Raw genomic sequence first — 18,970 nt, 5'->3', positions numbered from 1 at the left:
TGGGTGTCATACCGCCTGGCTGCCTGGTGGGGGTGCGCACGCTCTAGGGTGTGGGTCCGCTGCCGGGGGGTGGGGTTGGTGGCATCGGTGCCGGCGGGTTCGTCCGTTGCTTGAGAACTGCACAGTGGACGCGAGCATCCCAGATGTTCAAGCTCATCATCTTCCCCTTGCGGGGTGGTGATGTGTTTTCTTGGATTTCTGTAGCATATTTGTAGTGTGTGTCGAAGTTTTTAAGGGCACACGGTGGATGCCTTGGCACTAGGAGCCGAAGAAGGACGTGGTAGCCTGCGATAAGCCTCGGGGAGTTGGCAAACGAACTGTGATCCGAGGGTGTCCGAATGGGGGAACCCGGCCGCAGTCATGTGCGGTCACCCTCGCCTGAATATATAGGGCGAGTGGAGGGAACGCCGGGAAGTGAAACATCTCAGTACCGGCAGGAAGAGATATTCCGTGAGTAGTGGCGAGCGAAAGCGGATGAGGCCAAACCGTGCGCGTGTCAAGCTGTCAGGCGTTGCGCGTACGGGGTTGTGGGACCTTCTGGAAGAATCTGACAGTTCTTCAGCCAGTAAGAAAGCCGTGTCATAGTCGAACCGCATTGAAAGGCGGACCGTAGAGGGTGTGAGTCCCGTAGACGAAATGGTGCGGCCTGGTGGAGGGGATCCCAAGTAGCACGGGGCCCGAGAAATCTCGTGTGAATCTGGCAAGACCACTTGCTAAGCCTAAATACTACCTAGTGACCGATAGCGGACCAGTACCGTGAGGGAAAGGTGAAAAGTACCCCGGGAGGGGAGTGAAATAGTACCTGAAACCGTGTGCCTACAATCCGTCGGAGCCTCCTTAGCAGGGGTGACGGCGTGCCTTTTGAAGAATGAGCCTGCGAGTTAGTGCTCGGTGGCGAGGTTAACCCGTGTGGGGAAGCCGTAGCGAAAGCGAGTCCGAATAGGGCGATTCAGTCGCCGGGTCTAGACCCGAAGCGAAGTGATCTAGCCATGGGCAGGTTGAAGCGCCGGTAAGACGGCGTGGAGGACCGAACCCACTTAGGTTGAAAACTGAGGGGATGACCTGTGGTTAGGGGTGAAAGGCCAATCAAACTTCGTGATAGCTGGTTCTCCCCGAAATGCATTTAGGTGCAGCGTCACGCGTTCCTTACCGGAGGTAGAGCTACTGGATGGCCGATGGGCCCCACCAGGTTACTGACGTCAGCCAAACTCCGAATGCCGGTAAGCCAGAGCGTGGCAGTGAGACTGCGGGGGATAAGCTTCGTAGTCGAGAGGGAAACAGCCCAGACCACCGGCTAAGGCCCCTAAGCGTGTGCTCAGTGGGAAAGGATGTGGAGTTGCACAGACAACCAGGAGGTTGGCTTAGAAGCAGCCACCCTTGAAAGAGTGCGTAATAGCTCACTGGTCAAGTGATTCCGCGCCGACAATGTAGCGGGGCTCAAGTACACCGCCGAAGCCGTGGCACTCACACTTTGCCCAGCACCGACTTGATCGGTGTTCAGGCGTGTGGGTGGGTAGGGGAGCGTCGTGTGGGCAGTGAAGCCGCGGAGTGATCCAGCGGTGGAGGCCACACGAGTGAGAATGCAGGCATGAGTAGCGAATGACGGGTGAGAAACCCGTCCGCCGAATGACCAAGGGTTCCAGGGCCAGGTTAATCCGCCCTGGGTAAGTCGGGACCTAAGGCGAGGCCGACAGGCGTAGTCGATGGACAAGGAGTTGATATTCTCCTACCGGCGAAGAACCGCCCATACCGAATCCGGTGATGCTAACCGCCCCAAGGGCAGCACCGTGGTCTTCGGACCACACCGCTGCCGGCGGCGTGGGACCCGAACCGGTAGTAGGTAAGCGTATTAACAGGGGTGACGCAGGAAGGTAGCCCGGCGTGGCGATGGTAGACCACGTCCAAGGCCGTAGCCCGCTTCGTAGGCAAATCCGCGAAGCACCAGGGTGAGAGCTGACAGTGACCGCGTATGCGGGAAACGGGTGATCCTATGCTGCCAAGAAAAGCCTCGACGCGAGGTTCTAGCCGCCCGTACCCCAAACCGACTCAGGTGGTCAGGTAGAGAATACTAAGGCGATCGAGATAATCGTGGTTAAGGAACTCGGCAAAATGCCCCCGTAACTTCGGGAGAAGGGGGGCCTGATCCGTCAACACCCTAGCGGTGGGACGCGGTGAGGGCCGCAGAGACCAGGGAGAAGCGACTGTTTACTAAAAACACAGGTCCGTGCTAAGTCGCAAGACGATGTATACGGACTGACGCCTGCCCGGTGCTGGAAGGTTAAGAGGACGGGTCAGCTTCGGCGAAGCCCAGAATTTAAGCCCCAGTAAACGGCGGTGGTAACTATAACCATCCTAAGGTAGCGAAATTCCTTGTCGGGTAAGTTCCGACCTGCACGAATGGCGTAACGACTTCTCCGCTGTCTCAACCGCGAACTCGGCGAAATTGCACTACGAGTAAAGATGCTCGTTACGCGCAGCAGGACGGAAAGACCCCGGGACCTTTACTATAGCTTGGTATTGGTGTTCGGTGCGGTTTGTGTAGGATAGGTGGGAGACTATGAAACCCGCGCGCCAGCGCGAGTGGAGTCGCCGTTGAAATACCACTCTGACCGCATCGACCATCTAACCTCGGTCCGTGATCCGGACCAGGGACAGTGCCTGGTGGGTAGTTTAACTGGGGCGGTTGCCTCCCAAAATGTAACGGAGGCGCTCAAAGGTTCCCTCAGCCTGGTTGGCAATCAGGTGTCGAGTGCAAGTGCACAAGGGAGCTTGACTGTGAGACCGACAGGTCGAGCAGGGACGAAAGTCGGAACTAGTGATCCGGCGGTGGCTTGTGGAAGCGCCGTCGCTCAACGGATAAAAGGTACCCCGGGGATAACAGGCTGATCTTCCCCAAGAGTCCATATCGACGGGATGGTTTGGCACCTCGATGTCGGCTCGTCGCATCCTGGGGCTGGAGTAGGTCCCAAGGGTTGGGCTGTTCGCCCATTAAAGCGGCACGCGAGCTGGGTTTAGAACGTCGTGAGACAGTTCGGTCCCTATCCGCTGCGCGCGCAGGAAACTTGAGAAGGGCTGTCCCTAGTACGAGAGGACCGGGACGGACGAACCTCTGGTATGCCAGTTGTTCCGCCAGGAGCACCGCTGGTTCGCTACGTTCGGAAGGGATAACCGCTGAAAGCATCTAAGCGGGAAGCCTGCTTCAAGATGAGGTTTCCAACAGAACTTGTTTCTGTGAAGGCACCCAGCTAGACCACTGGGTAGATAGGCCGGAAGTGGAAGACAGGACCAAAGACTGTCGCAGCTGACCGGTACTAATCAGCCGACAACTTCACACACATTCACTTGCATGCACGCGTCCACTGTGCGGTTCCCGAGAAACGGGCACCACCCCCCCACACCCCACGACCACGGGTGCCAACACTGGGGGGACCCTGACAACTCGATAACGTTACGGCGGTCATAGCGTAGGGGAAACGCCCGGTCCCATCCCGAACCCGGAAGCTCAGCCCTACAGCGCCGATGGTACTGCCCTGGAGACGGGGTGGGAGAGTAGGACGCCGCCGGACACCCTTCACAGCAGCCCCCCCAACCACCGGTTGGGGGGCCTGCTGCATTTGTCCCACCGATCGTCGCCCCGGACGGGTGTCACCCGACCGGGATCAGGTCGGGACAGGCCCGTTCCAGCCCGCCACGGCGCCAGGCAAGAGTCTGGGCCGGCTGGCCGGCTGGCTGACGATCACGTCCACGGGCGCACTGCACCTACCCGCGCACCGACGCTCGGACGCACTGCACGCCATCGGGTGGCGCGAGGACCGCTCGGGAGAGATCGGGCTCGCCGACGATCCACGCCATGCCCCCGCGGCCGCAGCGCGGTGCCCAACAGCGGTCGGCGGCCTGCCGTGCCATTGGCGGCGACCCGGACGACCAGGCGGAGGCCCGGCATCGCCGGCGCCGAGTGGTATCTGTATGCGCTGACGCGGCCACGATCGCGCTGAGTCGCGTGGCATTGCGCTGAGTCGCGTGGCATTGCGCTGAGTCGCATGGGTCCGCGCTGAGTCGCGTGGCATTGCGCTGAGTCGCATGGGTCCGCGCTGAGTCGCGTGGGTCCGCGCTGAGTCGCGTGGGTCCGCGCTGAGTCGCGACGAGGGATTGCGGTCTCGTGCGGGTGGCCGCGGAGGGGGCCGGCGGCCCTCCGGGAGGTCAGGGCGTCGGCCGCCTAGGATGGCCGGGTGGTGATCCGCTGACGCGGGGGACGGCACGCTGCTCCGGTCCGGAGCCGGCGACGTACGACGGAAGGACGTCCGGTGAGGGTCTCGGCGAAGGCCGACTATGCGGTGCGCGCGACGGTGGAGCTGGCCGCTCATGACAGCTCGGACCCGGTGTCGGCGGAGGCGTTGGCGGCGGCGCAGCAGATTCCTCACCGCTTCCTCGAGGCGATCCTGCGGGATCTGCGGCGGGACGGGATCGTGGTGAGCCGGCGGGGGTCGCGCGGCGGGTACGTGATGGCTCGCCCTGCGGCAGAGGTGACGATCGCGGACGTGGTGCGTGCGGTGGACGGGCCGCTGGTCTACGTGCGGGACGAGCGTCCGTCGGACCTGGAGTACACCGGTGCGGCGCTGTCGCTGCTGCACGTGTGGGTGGCGTTGCGGGCGAACGTCCGGGCGGTGCTCGAGCAGGTGACGGTCGCGGACGTCGTCGACGGCACGATCCCGGTGGAGATCCGGGCGCTGCTCGACGACTCGGGCGCGTGGGAGAACCCCTGATGTCCGCCTGACGGACAGTTGTCCGTCGGTGCTGGACACCGCCCTCCGCTGCTCCTACTATTCCTATACGTCCGATCGGAATACTCACATGGAGCAGTGATGAAGACTCTCATCCTGATCGCCCTCGTCGGCCTGGGCGCACAGCTCGTCGACGGGAGCCTCGGCATGGCGTACGGGGTGACGTCGACGACGCTCCTCCTGGCCATCGGCACCAACCCCGCGGCGGCGTCGGCCACCGTGCACCTCGCCGAGGTGGGCACCACGCTCGCCTCGGGCCTGTCCCACTGGAAGTTCGGCAACGTCGACTGGAAGGTCGTCGCCCGCATCGGCGTCCCCGGCGCGGTCGGCGCGTTCATCGGCGCCACCTTCCTGTCCTGGCTCGCCGTCGACCTGGCCAAGCCCCTCATCTCGATCATCCTGCTCGCCCTCGGCCTGTACGTGCTGCTGCGCTTCACGTTCCGCGGGCTGCGCACCGACCGGATCGGGACCCCGCTGCGCAAGCGGTTCCTGGCCCCGCTGGGCCTCGTGGCCGGCTTCGTCGACGCCACCGGCGGCGGTGGCTGGGGGCCGGTCGGCACCCCGGCGATCCTCGCGAGCGGCCGCATGGAGCCCCGCAAGGTCATCGGCTCGATCGACACCAGCGAGTTCTTCGTCGCGGTCGCGGCGAGCCTCGGCTTCTTCGTGGGGCTGGGCACCGCCGGCATCGACACGCAGTGGGTCGTGGCGCTGCTCCTGGGTGGTCTCATCGCCGCACCGATCGCCGCCTACCTGGTGCGCATCGTCCCGCCGCGCGTCCTCGGGTCGGCCGTGGGCGGCCTCATCGTCCTGACGAACACCCGCACCCTGCTGCTCGCGTTCGACGTCGCCGACGTCTGGGTGTCGACGGCGCTCTGGGCGATCGCGGCGGTCTGGGCCGCGGCCGTCGCCTGGTCGATCAACGCCCACCTGGTGCAGCGCCGGGAGGCCGCCGCGGAGGCGGCCGTCGTCGAGGGACCGGCCGAGCCGACCACGCCGGCCGCCACGGGTGCCGCCCGTCACTGACAGCAACGGGCCGGGACGAGCCGGGGACCGCCGACAGGGCGGTCCCCGGCTCTCCGGTGGCGCTCCGGGCGCACCGGAGTACGGTGGGCCGCAACCGGCTGCGGCCAGGGGCGGCCGCGGGAAGCAGGGGGTGGGTGACCATGGGCGCTCCGCCGTCCCGCAGGACGTCCCGCAACGGCACGAGCGACATCGCCGAGGCGCTGGCGACGGGGACACAGCTCGTCGTCGGGCGCTACCACGTCGACGTCGCCACGGGGCACACGTGGTGGTCGGACGAGACGTACCGGCTGCACGGTCACGAACCCGGGGAGATCGAACCCAGCATCGACGTGATCCTCGCCCGCACCCACCCGGACGACAGGTCCCGCCTGTCCCGCACCGCCGCGGTCGCACTGCACGCCGGGCGCCCCTTCGCGAGCGCGCACCGCATCGTGGACCCGCACGGCAGGTCCCGGTCCGTCGTCGTCACCGGGCAGGGAAGGCACGAGGACGACGGCACGATCGTGCAGGTCGTGGGCTACGTGCTGGACGTCAGCCCGGTGACACGGGAGGCACTCGACCGGGAGGCGCAGCGGGCCGTGGGCCGCGCCCTGGTCTCGGCCGCGGCGGTCGAGCAGGTCAAGGGCGCGATCATGGTGACGCGCGGGCTGGCGGAGGCCGACGCCGCCGACCTGCTCGGCGAGGCCGCGGCACGCGCCGGGGTTCCGTTGCAGGTCGCGGCGTCCCAGGTGGTGGTGGCGCTGCAGCACTCGTCCGGGGACCCGGCCGAGCGCCTCGAGAGCGCCCTGGCGACGGTGCACGCGGTCGACCGACCCCGGGGGCACGAGGCCCAGCTGGCCCGGCGTCGCCTGCACGACGCCTGACCATCGGGCCCCGGCCCGTCGGCGGTCAGACGACCGAGACCTTCTGCGCCCGACGGTCGACGGCCTTGGCGACGCCCTGGCGGGCGAGGCGGCGCGCGAGGACGGCGACGCCACCGGTGACGGCGGCGAACGTGATCGCCTGGACGACGGGGATGTCGTCCGCGTCGAGGTCGATGGGCGCGTCGTTGCCCGTGGCCTTCTCCCACACGAACTTGATCAGCTTCTGCGCGACCCAGCCGGCGGCGAACGTCGCCGCGACCGTCCCGACCTTGAGCGCGAGGGACGGTTCGTTGTGATCGAGGTCCACGGTTCTCCTTCGGTCGACGTCGTCCGGCGGCGGTCCCGCCGGACCGGTCCACCGTAGCGTGCGCGGGCGGTAGGCTCTCAGGGAACGACAGGGGAGCGCCGTGCGGCGCTGAGAGTGCGGACCACCGCAGACCCTCGAACCTGATCCGGTTAGCACCGGTGGAGGAAGTCGGGCTTCTCGAACCCGTCGTCCGTCGGACCGGCGGGCGACGGACCCCCTCCCGCACGTCTGAGGAGGACACATGAACATCCGTCACCGCCGCGCCGTCACGGCCGCCGCCGCCGTGGGGCTGCTGCCGCTGCTCGCCGCCTGCTCGGGGGACGACGCCCCGGCCGGGACGACGTCGTCGAGCCCGACGGGGGACGCGCCGCTCTCCGGCACGGTCACGCTGGTCACGCACGACTCGTTCGCGCTCAGCGACGGCCTGCTGGAGTCGTTCGAGCAGGAGACGGGCCTGGAGGTCGAGCAGGTGGCGGCCGGCGATGCGGGCACGCTCGTCAACCAGCTCGTGCTGACCGCGGACTCGCCGCTCGGCGACGTCGTGTTCGGCGTCGACAACACGTTCGCGTCCCGTGCGGTCGAGGCGGGCGTGTTCGAGCCGTACACGCCGGCCGACCTCGACCCGTCGGTGACGGCGCTGGTCGGCGAGGGGCTGGAGGGGCTGACGCCGATCGACCAGGGCGACGTGTGCCTCAACGTGGACACCGCGTGGTTCGACGCGGAGGGCGTGGAACCGCCGTCGACGTTCGAGGACCTGCTCGACCCGGCCTACCGCGACCTGACGGTCGTGGCGAACCCGGCGACGTCGTCGCCCGGCTTCGCGATGCTCCTGGCGACCGTCGCGGCGTTCGGGGAGGACGGCTTCGAGCAGTACTGGACGGACCTGGGGGCCAACGGCCTGAAGGTGACCGAAGGCTGGTCGGACGCCTACTACGTCGACTTCTCGGGTGCGGGCGAGGGCGGGCAGCGTCCGGTCGTGCTGTCGTACGCGACGTCGCCGGCGTTCACGGTGACCGAGGACGGGGACGCGACGACGACGGCCGCCCTGCTGGGCACGTGCTTCCGCCAGGTCGAGTTCGCGGGCGTCCTCGCGGGGACGGACAACCCGGAGGGCGCGAAGGCCCTGGTGGACTTCCTCGCGTCCGCCGACGTCCAGGCGGACGTCCCGGCGAACATGTACATGTACCCGGCGGACGCGACGGTGGAGCTCCCGGCCGAGTGGGCGCAGTTCGCCCCGCAGGCGGACGAGCCGTTCGACGTCGCCCCGGCGGACGTCGCGGCGCACCGTGACGAGTGGATCCAGCAGTGGACGACCGCGGTCATCGGCTGAGTCGCAGGGTCGTCCGATGGAGGTCCGTCTGAGCCGGAGCCCCCGGGCGGGGCGGTTGCCCCGCCCGGGGGCGGGCGCGTGGCTGGGCTGGGCCCTGGCGGCGGGCCTGCCGTTGCTGTTCCTCGGGGTGTTCTTCGCGTGGCCGGTGGTGACGCTGGTGGGGCAGGGCTTCCTGGTCGACGACGGCGCGGGCGGGCGGACGCCGGACCTGTCGGGCTTCGCGGAGGTGCTGTCCCAGGAGCGCACCTGGCGGGTCGTCGGGCAGACGCTGGCGCAGGCGGCGGCGGGCACCGTGCTGAGCGTCCTGCTGGGACTGCCGGGCGCGTACGTGCTGTACCGGTGCCGGTTCCCGGGGCGGGCGCTGGTGCGGGGGCTGGTGACGGTCCCGTTCGTGCTGCCCACGGTGGTCGTGGGCGTCGCCTTCCGGGCGGTGCTCGCCCCGACGGGCCCGCTGGGGTTCCTGGGGCTCGAGGAGAGCTTCGTCGCGATCGTGGCGGCGCTGGTGTTCTTCAACTACTCGGTGGTGGTGCGGACGGTCGGCGGGCTCTGGGAGCGGCTGGACCCGCGGGCCGAGGAGGCCGCGCGGGCGCTGGGCGCGACGCCGTGGCGGGCGTTCCGCACGGTGACGCTGCCGGCGCTGGGCCCCGCGGTCGCCTCCGCCGCGGCCGTGGTGTTCCTGTTCTGCGCGACGGCGTTCGGCGTCGTGCTGGTGCTGGGCGGGATGCGGTACGGGACGATCGAGACGGAGATCTGGATCCGCACCACCCAGTTCCTCGACCTGCGGTCCGCGGCCGTGCTCAGCGTGCTGCAGCTGGTCGTCGTGTCGGCTGCGCTGCTGGTGAGCTCGCGGCTGCGGGCCCGCCGGGAGGCGGCCCTGCACCTGACGAGCGACCGCTCGGCGGCGCACCGCTGGCGGGCCACCGCCGCGGACGTCGTCCCGACGCTCGTCACGGTGGTGGTCGTCGCGGGCCTGATCGTGCTGCCCCTGGCCGGGCTGGTCGCACGGTCGTTCCGCGGGCCCGACGGGTCCTGGGGTGTGGACAACTACGTCGCCCTCGGCACCACGGGGGGTCGCAACGCGCTGTCGGTGACGGTGTGGGAGGCGCTCGGCCACTCGCTGCGCACCGCCCTGCTGGCCGCGGCGATCGCCGTGGTGGTGGGCGGGCTGGTGGCGCTGGTCGTGTCCCGGCGGCCGCGGTCGCCCGGGCTGCGGCGCGCCGTCGGCGGGCTCGACGCGCTCTTCATGCTGCCGCTGGGGGTGTCCGCGGTGACGGTCGGGTTCGGGTTCCTGCTGACGCTCGACCGCCCGCTGGGGCTGGACGTCGACCTGCGCACCTCCGGGCTGCTGGTCCCGATCGCGCAGGCCGTCGTGGCGGTCCCGCTGGTCGTCCGGACCGTCCTGCCCGTGCTGCGCGCGATCGACCCGCGCCTGCGCGAGGCAGCCGCGACCCTGGGGGCGCCTCCCGGCCGGGTGCTCGGCACCGTCGACGTGCCGCTCGCCGCCCGCTCGCTGGGCCTGGCCGTCGGGTTCGCGTTCGCGGTGTCCCTCGGCGAGTTCGGGGCGACGTCGTTCCTGGCCCGCCCGGACACCGCCACGCTGCCCGTCGTCATCTACCGGCTGATCGGCCTGCCGGGGGCGGAGAACTACGGGATGGCGCTCGCGGCGTCCGTGGTGCTGGCCGTGCTCACCGCGGGCGTCATGATGGTGGCCGAGCGTCTGCGTGGGGACGCCGGCGGAGGGGAGTTCTGATGGCGGGCACGACGGGCGGCCTGACGGTGCGCGATGTCGTCGTGCGGTACGCCGGGTCCCGGCGCGGTGGCGGCACGACGGCGGTGGACGGCGTCTCGCTGGCGGTCGACGCCGGCGAGGTGGTCGCGCTGCTGGGGCCGAGCGGCTGCGGCAAGTCGTCCCTGCTGCGGGCGGTGGCCGGGCTCGAGCCGCTCGCCGCGGGGTCGGTCGCGTTCGACGGCGAGGACCTCGCCGGGGTGCCGGTGCACCGCCGCGGGTTCGGGCTGCTGTTCCAGGAGGGGCAGCTGTTCCCGCACCGCGACGTCGGGCGGAACGTGGCCTACGGGCTCGAGATCCAGGGCCTCGCCCGCGACGAGCGGGAAGGGCGGGTCTCCGAGCTGCTCGACGCCGTCGGGCTCGCGGGGTACGCGCGACGCGCGGTGACGACCCTGTCGGGCGGGCAGCGGCAGCGCGTCGCCCTGGCACGGTCGCTCGCGCCACGGCCGCGGCTGCTGCTGCTCGACGAGCCGTTGTCCGCGCTGGACCGACAGCTGCGCGAACGGCTCGCGCTGGACGTGCGGGCCACCCTGCAGGACACCGGCACCACCGCGCTGTTCGTCACCCACGACCACGACGAGGCGTTCACGGTCGCGGACCGGGTGGCCGTCATGGACGGCGGCCGGCTGCTCCAGGTGGGAACCCGGGACGAGCTGACGTCCGCGCCGTCGTCGGAGCGTGTCGCGGAGTTCCTCGGGGTCTGACCCGCCCGCCTCGCGTCGTCGAGCGTCTCTGAAAGTCCGTCATCGACGCCGCACGGCGGACTTCCAGAGACGCTCGACGGGGAGCGGGTGGCGGCCCTCAGCGGGCGAAGACGGCCCGCGCGTGCGCCATGAGCGTCAGCAGCGGGTCGCGGCGGGCCGTGAACGCGGGCAGGTCGACCAGGCCGAGGGCGTGACGGCGGTGCAGCATCGCGAGCTCGGTCGCCGCCTGCTGGTAGTCGGCGAGGGCGCGCGCGGGCCCGCGGCCGAGGCGCTGCCGCACGCGCTCGCGGGCGAACCGGCGGGCGCGCAGCGTCGACAGCATCTGGACGTCGTGCGGGGTGACGACGCCGGTGGGCTCGTACAGCGGGAGGTAGGTGCGCACGAGGCCGACGATGCGCAGCCGGTCGCGGTGCAGCACGACGCCGAGGACGACGAGCACCGCGGCGCCCGCGGCGTAGGCGACGGCGAGACCGCCGAGACCGAACCCGGTCGACGCGTTCCACAGGCCGTGCAGCCCGATGGCGCCCGCGAACCCGGCCACGACGGGACGGACCCGACCGGTGGCGCGCAGCGCGGCGGACGCGACCCCCACGCCGATGAGGGACGTGCACAGGGGGTGCAGGAGCGGGGACACGACGCCGCGCACGACGAACGTCCACACCAGGGTGCCGGGCTCGGCGAACGCGTAGTAGCTGATGTTCTCCACGGTGGCGAAGCCGAGCCCCACCATGGAGCCGTAGATGATGCCGTCGGTCGGGCCGTTGAGCTCGCTGCGGCGGAACCACAGCAGCCCCACGAGGACGGCGCCCTTGACGAGCTCCTCCACGACGGGCGCGACGAGGGAGACGGTGGCGTAGGTGCCGCCCTCCACCCCGAGCAGCGGCGTCCACAGCTCGAGCCCCGCGGTGTTGACGAGGAGGGCGAGCAGGACCGACACCCCGGCGCCCCACGCGAAGGCGGTGACGAGCGCGTCGGGCGGCTCCGGCTCCAGCCGGTCGAGCGCGAGCACCCCGGCCAGCAGCAGGGGCAGCGGCGCCAGCGCGAGGACGACGGACGCCGCGACACCGGACGCCCCGTCGTGCAGCAGGAGGACGAGCGCGACGGCGAGGCACACCGACGACAGCGCGACCGTCACGACGACGCCGACCGACGGGCGCGCCGTGGGTCGGCCGGCGAGCACGGCGCGGGGATCGAGGGGCGGCACGCCGTCGACCCTATCGACCGGCGGGGCGGGGGTGCGGGACCGCCCGCGGCGACGGGGCGTCGGCGCGCGCCGGCCGAGGTGCGATGAGTTCGTCGGCGCGGCAGGGTCACCAGGAGCAACGAGGACCTGAGGAGGAACCACCATGACCGATGTCGTCTCCACCCTGTTCGTCGCGCTCGACGGTGTCGTCGAGCCGGACGAGGTGTGGCACTTCCCGTACTTCGACGACCGGATGGGCGCCGCCGTCGGCGACGACTACGCCGGCACCGACGTGCTCCTGCTCGGCCGGGTCACCTACGACAGCTTCGCCGGGGCGTGGCCCGACCGGGAGGCCGCGGGCGGCGACGACGCGCCGTTCGCCGCGACGCTGGGCGACCTGCGCAAGATCGTCGCCACCCACGACGACGGCGACCTCGGCTGGCGCAACGTCGAGGCGACGGACGACGTCGTGGCCACGGTCCGCGCGCTCAAGGACGCGGGCGAGGTGTCCAAGGTGCTGATCCCGGGATCGATCAGCGTGGTCCGTCAGCTCCTGGCGGCCGGCCTGCTCGACGAGCTGCGGCTGTTCCTGCACCCGGCCACCGGCGGCGGGTCGCGCCTGCGGCTGTTCGCCGACGACGACGTGTCGCGCGCGTTCGAGCTCGTGTCCGCGACCGCCCTGCCGAAGGGTGCGGTGCGGCTGATCTACCGCACGGCCACGGCCCCGGACGAGCGGCCCTACGAGGACGTCGCCGCGGAGGTGCCGTCGGGCGCCTGAGCGGTCGGGGAGCGGCGCACCACGACGATGGCGACGTCGTCGTCGCGGGCGTCGTCGAAGTGGCCGAGCAGGTCCTGGCAGACGTCGTCCGGCTCCCGCCCGGCGGTGGCGGCCGCCGCGTCGGTGAGCCGTGCGATGCCCTCGCGCAGCGTGCTGTCGCGGCGCTCGACGAGCCCGTCGGTGACGAGCAGCAGGTGGTCGCCCGGCCCCAGGGTCACGGGGGCGGGCGGCCGCCCGTCGGGGCTGGGCAGGCCCAGCAGGCGGGAGGACCGCTTGACGGTCTCCACGGTGCCGTCGGTCCGGACGAGGAGCGCGGGGAGGTGGCCGGCGTCGGTGACCTCCGCGGAACCGGTGGCCGGGTCCACGACGCACACGCACATGGTCGCCATCTCCGGGTGGTCGGCCCGGAGGGACTCGTTGAGCAGGTCGAGGGCGCGCTCGGCGGTGTGCCCCTCGCGCAGGTAGGCGCGCAGCGTGAGGCGGACCTCCGCCATGACCGCGGCGGCGCGCAGCGAGTGGCCCTGCACGTCGCCGATGACGACGGCCACCCGGCCGTCGGGCAGGTCGTAGACGTCGTAGAAGTCGCCGCCGACGTCGAGGCGGGCGTCGGACGCCTCGTAGCAGGCCGCGACGTCGAGCCCGGGGTGCTCGCCGAGGCGGGACGGCAGCATCGTGCGCTGGAGCGCCATCGCGATGCCGTGCTCCTCGGTGTACGTGCGCAGGTTCGCGAGCGCGACCGACGCCGCGCCGACGAACCGTTCGACGGCGGAGCGGTCGTCGTCGGTGAGGTCGGACTCGTCGTCGACGCGCAGGGCGAGACCGCCGACGAGCACGTCCTCGTCGTCGTACAGCCACATCGTCCACCAGGCGGCGGGGTCGAGCCGCGCCTGCACGGCGAGCCGGTGCCACGGGTCCGGGACCGCGTCCGCGGGGAACAGGGTGGGTCCGGCGGGTCCGGGGGGAAGCACCGGTGACGTGCCGGTGCCGCGCACCAGCACGGCGCCCGGCGCGCGGCACAGGGTGCGCAGGACCGTCGTCGGGTCGACCACGACCATCGCGAGGACGGCGCGGTCGAGCACCGTCGCCGCACCGGTCGCGAGCCGGTCCACGGCCTCGGCGTACGTTCCCGCGCGGTGCACGCGCACGAGGGACTCGCCGAGCAGCTCCAGGCGGCGGGCCGAGCGGCCGATGCCGCGCACCTGGTCGTGGCCGCGGCACAGCGTGTCGACCGTCGCGAGGAACTCGTCGCGGTCCAGCGGTTCCGGCAGGTAGGCGTCCGCACCGCCCTGGAGGCCCGCGGTGCGGGCGGCCGCGTCGATCGCGGTGGCCGACACGTGCAGCACGGGGACCTGCTCGGTGACCTCCGAGGCCTTGATCCGGCGGCACACCTCGCCCCCGGACAGGTCGGGCAGGTTGACGTCGAGGACGACGGCGTCGGTCTCGGCCGTCACGAGCTCCAGGGCCGCGGCACCGGTCCCCGCCTCGACGACGTCGAAACCGGCGCCGCGCAGCCACGTCGCCATGACGTACCGGTGGGCGGGGGTGTCGTCGACCACGACGACGCGTCGGGTCGGCTCGGTCGGCGTCATCGGGCGGACCTCTCGGTGAGCACCGCCAGCAGTGCTGCCCGGTCCAGACCGGACTTCGGCACGAAGGGCGTGCCGGCGAGCTCGGGCGGCAGGTCCGGGGCCGGTCCGCTCGACATCAGGACCGCGGGCAGCCGCGGGACCTCGGCCCGTAGCCGGGTCAGCAGGGTCACGCCGTCGATCCCCGGCATGCGGACGTCCAGCACGACGGCGTCCGCGTGGTCGTCGCGCAGCAGGGCGAGCGCGTGGTCCGCGTCGTGGGCCAGGCTGACCTGGGTCGCGACGTCGCGCAGCAGGCCGGCGACGACGGCACCGAACGCCCGGTCGTCGTCGACGACGAGCACGTTGCCGAGCGTCACGCCCGGTGCGAGGACGGGCACCGACCCCGACGCCGTCGAGGGGCCCGCGGGTCCCGTGGGGAGCGTGAGCGTGAACGTGCTGCCCCGGCCGGGCTCCGACGTCGCGACGAGCGTGCCGCCGAGCGCCTCCGCCGTCCGGCGCGCGTACGGCAGGCCGAGGCCGGTGCCCCGCACCCCCGGCTGGAGGTGGTTCGGCACCTGCACGAACTCCTCGAACACGCTCTCCAGGTGCTCCGTCGGGATGCCCACGCCGGAGTCGCGGACCGTCACCACGACGTCGTCGCCGGCGGCGGCCGCGGTGAGCCGCACCGAGCCCTGCTCGGTGAACTTCACGGCGTTGGTCAGCAGGTTCCGCACGATCCGTGCCACGAGCCGCCGGTCGGACACCAGCGTGGTCCCGGTGGGGTCGTCGACGACGAGGGCCACGCCGTCGCGGACCAGCGGGGCGGTGGTCCCGCGCAGCTCCTCGAAGAGCTCCGCGAGGTCGATGACGGTGGGCTGCACGTCGAGGTGGCCCGCCTCCGCCCGGGCGAGCTCCAGCAGCTCGTCGACGAGGGTCAGCAGGGTCCCGGCGCTGTCGCTGAGGAACCCGACCTGCTCCGCCTGGACCGGGTCGAGGCGTGACTCGGCGAGCAGCGACGTCAGCCCGAGGATGGAGTTCACGGGCGTGCGCAGCTCGTGGCTGACGTTGCGCAGGAACCGCGACTTCGCCTCGTTCGCGGCAGCGAGCTCCCGGCCGCGCTCGTCCAGCTCGCCGTACAGGGCCACGACGCCCGAGTTGGTCTCCTCCAGCTCGGCCGACAGCTGCGCGTACATCGCCTGCACGTCGGCCTGCGACCGGGCCAGCGCGGCGTTGCGGCGGCGCAGGTCCTCGCGCTGCGCCCGCAGCTCGTCGTGCGCACGCAGCAGCTCGGCGTGCTGGGCCCGCAGCTCGTCGATCGCGCTCTCGTCGTGCCCGAACCCGAGGGAGCGCCCCAGGTCGGCCAGGTCCTCGGCGTGGAACCGCGCCGGCAGCTCCATGCCGAGCGTGACCGCACGGCCGCCGTCCTCGACGTCGAGCAGGTCGACCAGGCGCCGCGCGGCGGGGACGCCGCCGGTCGCGGCCGGGCCGTCCGTCGTCAGCGGGGCGGACGCCACGAGCTCGGACCGGAGCCACGCCGCGGTCCCCTGGGCGGCCACCACGACCTGCACGTCGACCGGGCCGTCGGGCAGGGCGGCCCGACCCACCTCCGACAGCGCGGTGGCGAGCCGGACCTGCGCGTGCGTGTCCAGGCCGAGAGCGCGGGCCGCCTCCCGGCCGGACCGTCGCAGCGCGATCAGGTCGCCGTCCCCGTGGAGCCGTGTCGTGAGCAGGACCGTCGTCACGGGGTGCCCCGCGGCGGCAGGACGGCGACGCAGGCGTCGTCGCGGCGGACCCCGAAGTCGCGCAGCAGCACGCCTGCCACCACCAGGGGCGAGCGCCCGGCCAGGCCGGGGTAGGGGGCCATGCCGATCCGGTCGGTCAGGCCGTCGCTCGCCAGGGTGACGACGTCGTCGGGCCCGAGCGGGTACGACGTCTCCTGGAGCGCCGACACGTGCGACCCGGCGATGCCGGGGTTGCTGAGCAGGGACCGCGAGCGCGCGCCGTGCAGGTTCCCGACGACGTTCCCGACGCCGGCGTGGAGCAGCGTGTCGCCACGGCGCTGGACGATCGCCACGGCGGCGCCGCGCGTGCCGCGCAGCGCACGGTGCACCTGGTCGACGAGCTCGCGCGGGCGGGCGAGGGGGGCGTCGTGGAAGGCGCGCACCGCGGCGCGCGACGCCACGGCGGCGAGGGGACCGTGCCCGAGGCCGTCGGCGACGAGGAGCGTCGTCGTGCCGTCGTCCTCGCGCGACGCCCACGCGTCGCCGCACACCGTCTGGCCCGTCATCGCCCGGGTGATGCCGGTCGGGGCGGACGCGGCGGGCGCCTCCCCGGACGTGGCGAAGACCGCGGCGACGACCGTGCCCGCGCCGGGCGCCGACCAGGCGTCCCACGCGGTGGTGAGCCGCACCAGGGTGCCGAGCCCGATGCCGAGGGTGCCGCGGGACGACACGCCGTCGAGCATCGCCCCGGCGAGGTCCCGCATGCCCGGGCCCGCGTCGATCGCGAGCACCTCCAGCGCGGCCTCCATGCCGGTGCGGCGCACCCGCAGCAGCACCGACCCCGAGCCGGCGTGCCGCACCTGGTTCGTCGCCAGCTCGGACACGACCAGGCCGACCTCCGCGGCGCGGGAGTCCGGCATCCCCAGGTGGAGCGCCGTCGTCGCGGCGGCCCGGCGCACGCCGCCCACCGCCGACGGGTGGTCGATCGTGTACCAGGCGCCGTTGTCGAGGACGCTGAGGGGGGACTCGGGGTCGACGACGCCCGTCATCGGGACCAGGCCGTGATCACCACGCGCGTGCCGACACCGGGGGTGGTGTCGATCTCGAAGTGCTCGACGAGGCGACGGGAGCCGGACAGCCCGAGCCCGAGGCCGCTGCCGCTGGTCCAGCCGTCGGTGAGGGCCAGGTCGAGGTCGGGGATGCCGGGGCCGGAGTCGCTGAACACGGCGCGGACCCCGTCGCGGCGCCCGTCGGACACGAGCTCGATCTCCGCCTCGCCCCCACCACCGTGGATGAGGGTGTTGCGCGCGAGCTCGCTCGCCGCGGTGACGAGCTTGGTCTGGTCCACGAGGGACAGCCTCGCCTGCTGCGCCACGGTGCGCACCAGCTGCCGGACCCGCACGACGTCCGAGTCCGTCCCGACCGGCAGCCGGGTGGCGGTCGGGAGCTGGGCGGTGGAGGGCAGGGTCGTCATCGAGACCTGCGTTCCGCGGCGGCGAGAAGCACGTCGGCGGCGGTGTCGCCGGCGGGGGCGAGCAGCGCGAGGCCGCGGTCGACGTCGAGCGCGGTCCTCACGCCGCCGAGGGACAGCCCGAGCTCCACCATCGTGATGGCGACCGCGGGACGCATCCCCACGACGACCGTGCTCGCGTCGAGGACCCGCGAGATCGCGGCCACGGAGGCGAGCATCCGGCCGATGAAGCTGTCGACGATCTCCAGGCCGGAGATGTCGATGATCACGCCGCGGGCGCCCGTGCGCGTGATGCGGTCGGCGAGGTCCTCCTGGAGCCGCAGCGCGGTGTCGTCCTGCAGGTCGACCTGGATGGAGACCAGCAGGGTGGAGCCGATCTTGAGAATCGGGACGCCGTCGTTCACGCGGACACCGCGGCGTCGTTGCGGCCCATGCTGCGCAGGGCGTCGACCAGGGCGTCGGCGAGGGAGGCGCGGGTGCGGATGTCGCCGAACTCGATCCCGAGCGCGACGATCGTCTGGGCGATCTGCGGGCGGATGCCGCTGATGGTGCACTCGGCGCCCATGAGGCGGGCCGCGACGACCGTCTTGAGCAGGTGCTGCGCGACCTGCGTGTCGACGGCCGGCACGCCGGTGATGTCGATGATCGCGTGCTCGCTGCCCGTCTCGACGAGCGTGTTGAGGAGCTTCTCCATGACGACCTGCGTGCGGGCCGAGTCCAGCGTGCCCACCAGCGGCACGGCCACGACGCCGTCCCACAGCTTGACCACCGGCGTCGACAGCTCGAGGAGCTGCTCCGCCTGCTCGGCGATGATCGACTCGCGGGCCGCGGCGAACGCCTCGAACGTGAACAGGCCGAGGTCGTCCACGAGACGGAACAGCGGGGTGACGTCGTCGCGCACCGCCGCGTCCAGCACGTACAGGCCCTCCTTGAGGGCGAGGACGGCGACCGCGGTCTCCCGGGGGGTGAACCCGAGGCGGGCGCGGGCGGAGGAGACGTCGGAGAGGATGCCGCGGAGCTGGTCGAAGGCCGGGTCGTCGACCGTCGCGGCCCCCTGCCCGAGCCCGTCCAGCAGGGCGGCGAAGATGTCGGACTGCTCGCGCTCGAGCTCCCCGCGGGACGTGCGGCCTCGCAGCTCGTCCGCGGCGGCGCCGAGCCAGGCGGCCCGGACCGCGTCGGCGTGGTCGGCGAGGATCTGGTGCAGCGGGGTGCCGGGCATACGGGCTCCTTCGAGGTCGCCGGCCGGTGGGGGGTTGAACGGCCGCGGGGCCGATTCTAGGGGCCGGGAGCGCTTGGACGGGAAGTGGGGGCTGTGACGTGCGGCGGTGCCGGGTGCGGACGGACATGAACGTCAGGGCACGGTCGGCGCACGGTCAGCACGCGGTCAACCATCGGTGCGCATCCGTCGCGGGCCCGCCGCTCCCGTCGCCCCGTCGCGTCCCGCGACACCGGTCC

15 protein-coding genes, 2 rRNA genes and 1 riboswitch are annotated in these 18,970 nt (G+C 71.7%); of the genes, 9 read left to right on the top strand and 8 right to left on the bottom strand.

What is annotated here, in order from left to right; all coding sequences use genetic code 11:
- Positions 1–219 precede the first annotated feature (219 nt).
- The 5 genes from ATJ88_RS16765 to ATJ88_RS16745 all read left to right on the top strand — a co-directional run bounded on the left by ATJ88_RS16765 (position 220) and on the right by ATJ88_RS16745 (position 6,667).
- A 23S ribosomal RNA gene (locus ATJ88_RS16765) occupies positions 220–3,335 on the top strand.
- Positions 3,336–3,449: 114 nt separating this feature from the next.
- Positions 3,450–3,566: ribosomal RNA gene (gene rrf, locus ATJ88_RS16760) — 5S ribosomal RNA — on the top strand.
- Between the two features lie 738 nt (positions 3,567–4,304).
- Complete coding sequence (locus ATJ88_RS16755; RefSeq protein WP_098464816.1) at positions 4,305–4,763, top strand: RrF2 family transcriptional regulator; 459 nt, start codon at positions 4,305–4,307, stop codon at positions 4,761–4,763.
- Positions 4,764–4,862: 99 nt separating this feature from the next.
- Positions 4,863–5,804, top strand: coding sequence for a sulfite exporter TauE/SafE family protein (locus tag ATJ88_RS16750; protein WP_098464815.1), 942 nt, complete (start codon positions 4,863–4,865; stop codon positions 5,802–5,804).
- 140 nt (positions 5,805–5,944) lie between these two features.
- Positions 5,945–6,667, top strand: coding sequence for a PAS domain-containing protein (locus ATJ88_RS16745; RefSeq protein WP_098464814.1), 723 nt, complete (start codon positions 5,945–5,947; stop codon positions 6,665–6,667).
- A 25-nt stretch (positions 6,668–6,692) separates the two neighbouring features.
- Here ATJ88_RS16745 and ATJ88_RS16740 read toward each other — a convergent pair whose 3' ends face one another.
- Positions 6,693–6,974 (bottom strand): DUF4235 domain-containing protein, encoded by a 282-nt coding sequence (locus tag ATJ88_RS16740; RefSeq protein ID WP_098464813.1) that lies wholly within the window; start codon positions 6,972–6,974, stop codon positions 6,693–6,695.
- Positions 6,975–7,053: 79 nt separating this feature from the next.
- Positions 7,054–7,158, top strand: a riboswitch (TPP riboswitch).
- Between the two features lie 57 nt (positions 7,159–7,215).
- Between ATJ88_RS16740 and ATJ88_RS16735 the strand changes: the two genes are divergently transcribed.
- The 3 genes from ATJ88_RS16735 to ATJ88_RS16725 are packed head-to-tail and all read left to right on the top strand — an operon-like array spanning position 7,216 to position 10,794.
- Positions 7,216–8,304 carry a thiamine ABC transporter substrate-binding protein gene (locus ATJ88_RS16735; protein ID WP_098464812.1) on the top strand — a complete coding sequence of 363 codons (1,089 nt, stop codon included), beginning with the start codon at positions 7,216–7,218 and terminating at the stop codon, positions 8,302–8,304.
- 16 nt (positions 8,305–8,320) lie between these two features.
- Positions 8,321–10,054, top strand: coding sequence for an ABC transporter permease (locus ATJ88_RS16730; RefSeq protein WP_098464811.1), 1,734 nt, complete (start codon positions 8,321–8,323; stop codon positions 10,052–10,054).
- The gene (locus ATJ88_RS16725) at positions 10,054–10,794 is read left to right on the top strand and encodes an ABC transporter ATP-binding protein (RefSeq protein ID WP_098464810.1); all 741 of its coding nucleotides are present in this window, start codon (positions 10,054–10,056) and stop codon (positions 10,792–10,794) included. Before ATJ88_RS16730 ends, ATJ88_RS16725 begins: the two co-directional genes overlap by 1 nt.
- A gap of 97 nt (positions 10,795–10,891) precedes the next feature.
- Here ATJ88_RS16725 and ATJ88_RS16720 read toward each other — a convergent pair whose 3' ends face one another.
- A complete protein-coding gene (locus ATJ88_RS16720) occupies positions 10,892–11,998 on the bottom strand; it encodes a PrsW family intramembrane metalloprotease (RefSeq protein WP_098464809.1) in 1,107 nt (368 codons plus the stop codon).
- A 142-nt stretch (positions 11,999–12,140) separates the two neighbouring features.
- Here ATJ88_RS16720 and ATJ88_RS16715 point away from each other — a divergent pair, with 142 nt between their 5' ends.
- Positions 12,141–12,755, top strand: a complete 615-nt coding sequence (locus ATJ88_RS16715; RefSeq protein WP_098464808.1) for a dihydrofolate reductase family protein — start codon at positions 12,141–12,143, stop codon at positions 12,753–12,755.
- On the opposite strand, the gene ATJ88_RS16710 is transcribed toward ATJ88_RS16715, so the two are convergent.
- From ATJ88_RS16710 to ATJ88_RS16685, 6 genes are read right to left on the bottom strand one after another with little or no spacing between them, the layout of a single operon-like run.
- Complete coding sequence (locus tag ATJ88_RS16710; RefSeq protein ID WP_098464807.1) at positions 12,716–14,344, bottom strand: fused response regulator/phosphatase; 1,629 nt, start codon at positions 14,342–14,344, stop codon at positions 12,716–12,718. The two genes, ATJ88_RS16715 and ATJ88_RS16710, sit on opposite strands and share 40 nt — an antisense overlap.
- Positions 14,341–16,065 carry an ATP-binding protein gene (locus tag ATJ88_RS16705; protein ID WP_170023684.1) on the bottom strand — a complete coding sequence of 575 codons (1,725 nt, stop codon included), beginning with the start codon at positions 16,063–16,065 and terminating at the stop codon, positions 14,341–14,343. Before ATJ88_RS16705 ends, ATJ88_RS16710 begins: the two co-directional genes overlap by 4 nt.
- Positions 16,062–17,093 carry an ATP-binding protein gene (locus tag ATJ88_RS16700; protein WP_098464806.1) on the bottom strand — a complete coding sequence of 344 codons (1,032 nt, stop codon included), beginning with the start codon at positions 17,091–17,093 and terminating at the stop codon, positions 16,062–16,064. The genes ATJ88_RS16705 and ATJ88_RS16700 overlap by 4 nt, the downstream gene beginning before the upstream one ends.
- The gene (locus ATJ88_RS16695) at positions 17,090–17,518 is read right to left on the bottom strand and encodes an ATP-binding protein (protein ID WP_098464805.1); all 429 of its coding nucleotides are present in this window, start codon (positions 17,516–17,518) and stop codon (positions 17,090–17,092) included. Before ATJ88_RS16695 ends, ATJ88_RS16700 begins: the two co-directional genes overlap by 4 nt.
- A complete protein-coding gene (locus ATJ88_RS16690; RefSeq protein WP_098464804.1) occupies positions 17,515–17,919 on the bottom strand; it encodes an STAS domain-containing protein in 405 nt (134 codons plus the stop codon). Before ATJ88_RS16690 ends, ATJ88_RS16695 begins: the two co-directional genes overlap by 4 nt.
- Entirely contained in the window at positions 17,916–18,734 is an 819-nt protein-coding gene (locus ATJ88_RS16685) for an STAS domain-containing protein (protein WP_098464803.1), read from the bottom strand. Before ATJ88_RS16685 ends, ATJ88_RS16690 begins: the two co-directional genes overlap by 4 nt.
- Between the last annotated feature and the right edge of the window lie 236 nt (positions 18,735–18,970).

The organism is Isoptericola jiangsuensis, assembly GCF_002563715.1.
In the GTDB taxonomy this organism is placed as follows: Bacteria; Actinomycetota; Actinomycetes; order Actinomycetales; family Cellulomonadaceae; genus Isoptericola; species Isoptericola jiangsuensis.
The sequence above is the reverse complement of the archived record's forward strand: the minus strand, read 5'-3'. Positions and strand labels throughout refer to the sequence as shown.

Excerpts from the sequence above, each read along its gene's own strand:
- ATJ88_RS16750 (WP_098464815.1), top strand. The coding sequence starts at position 4,863 with ATGAAGACTCTCATCCTGATCGCCCTCGTCGGCCTGGGCGCACAGCTC.
- ATJ88_RS16745 (WP_098464814.1), top strand. The coding sequence starts at position 5,945 with ATGGGCGCTCCGCCGTCCCGCAGGACGTCCCGCAACGGCACGAGCGAC.
- ATJ88_RS16735 (WP_098464812.1), top strand. The coding sequence starts at position 7,216 with ATGAACATCCGTCACCGCCGCGCCGTCACGGCCGCCGCCGCCGTGGGG.
- ATJ88_RS16730 (WP_098464811.1), top strand. The coding sequence starts at position 8,321 with ATGGAGGTCCGTCTGAGCCGGAGCCCCCGGGCGGGGCGGTTGCCCCGC.
- ATJ88_RS16725 (WP_098464810.1), top strand. The coding sequence starts at position 10,054 with ATGGCGGGCACGACGGGCGGCCTGACGGTGCGCGATGTCGTCGTGCGG.
- ATJ88_RS16715 (WP_098464808.1), top strand. The coding sequence starts at position 12,141 with ATGACCGATGTCGTCTCCACCCTGTTCGTCGCGCTCGACGGTGTCGTC.
- ATJ88_RS16710 (WP_098464807.1), bottom strand. The coding sequence starts at position 14,344 with ATGACGCCGACCGAGCCGACCCGACGCGTCGTCGTGGTCGACGACACC.
- ATJ88_RS16700 (WP_098464806.1), bottom strand. The coding sequence starts at position 17,093 with ATGACGGGCGTCGTCGACCCCGAGTCCCCCCTCAGCGTCCTCGACAAC.
- ATJ88_RS16695 (WP_098464805.1), bottom strand. The coding sequence starts at position 17,518 with ATGACGACCCTGCCCTCCACCGCCCAGCTCCCGACCGCCACCCGGCTG.
- ATJ88_RS16685 (WP_098464803.1), bottom strand. The coding sequence starts at position 18,734 with ATGCCCGGCACCCCGCTGCACCAGATCCTCGCCGACCACGCCGACGCG.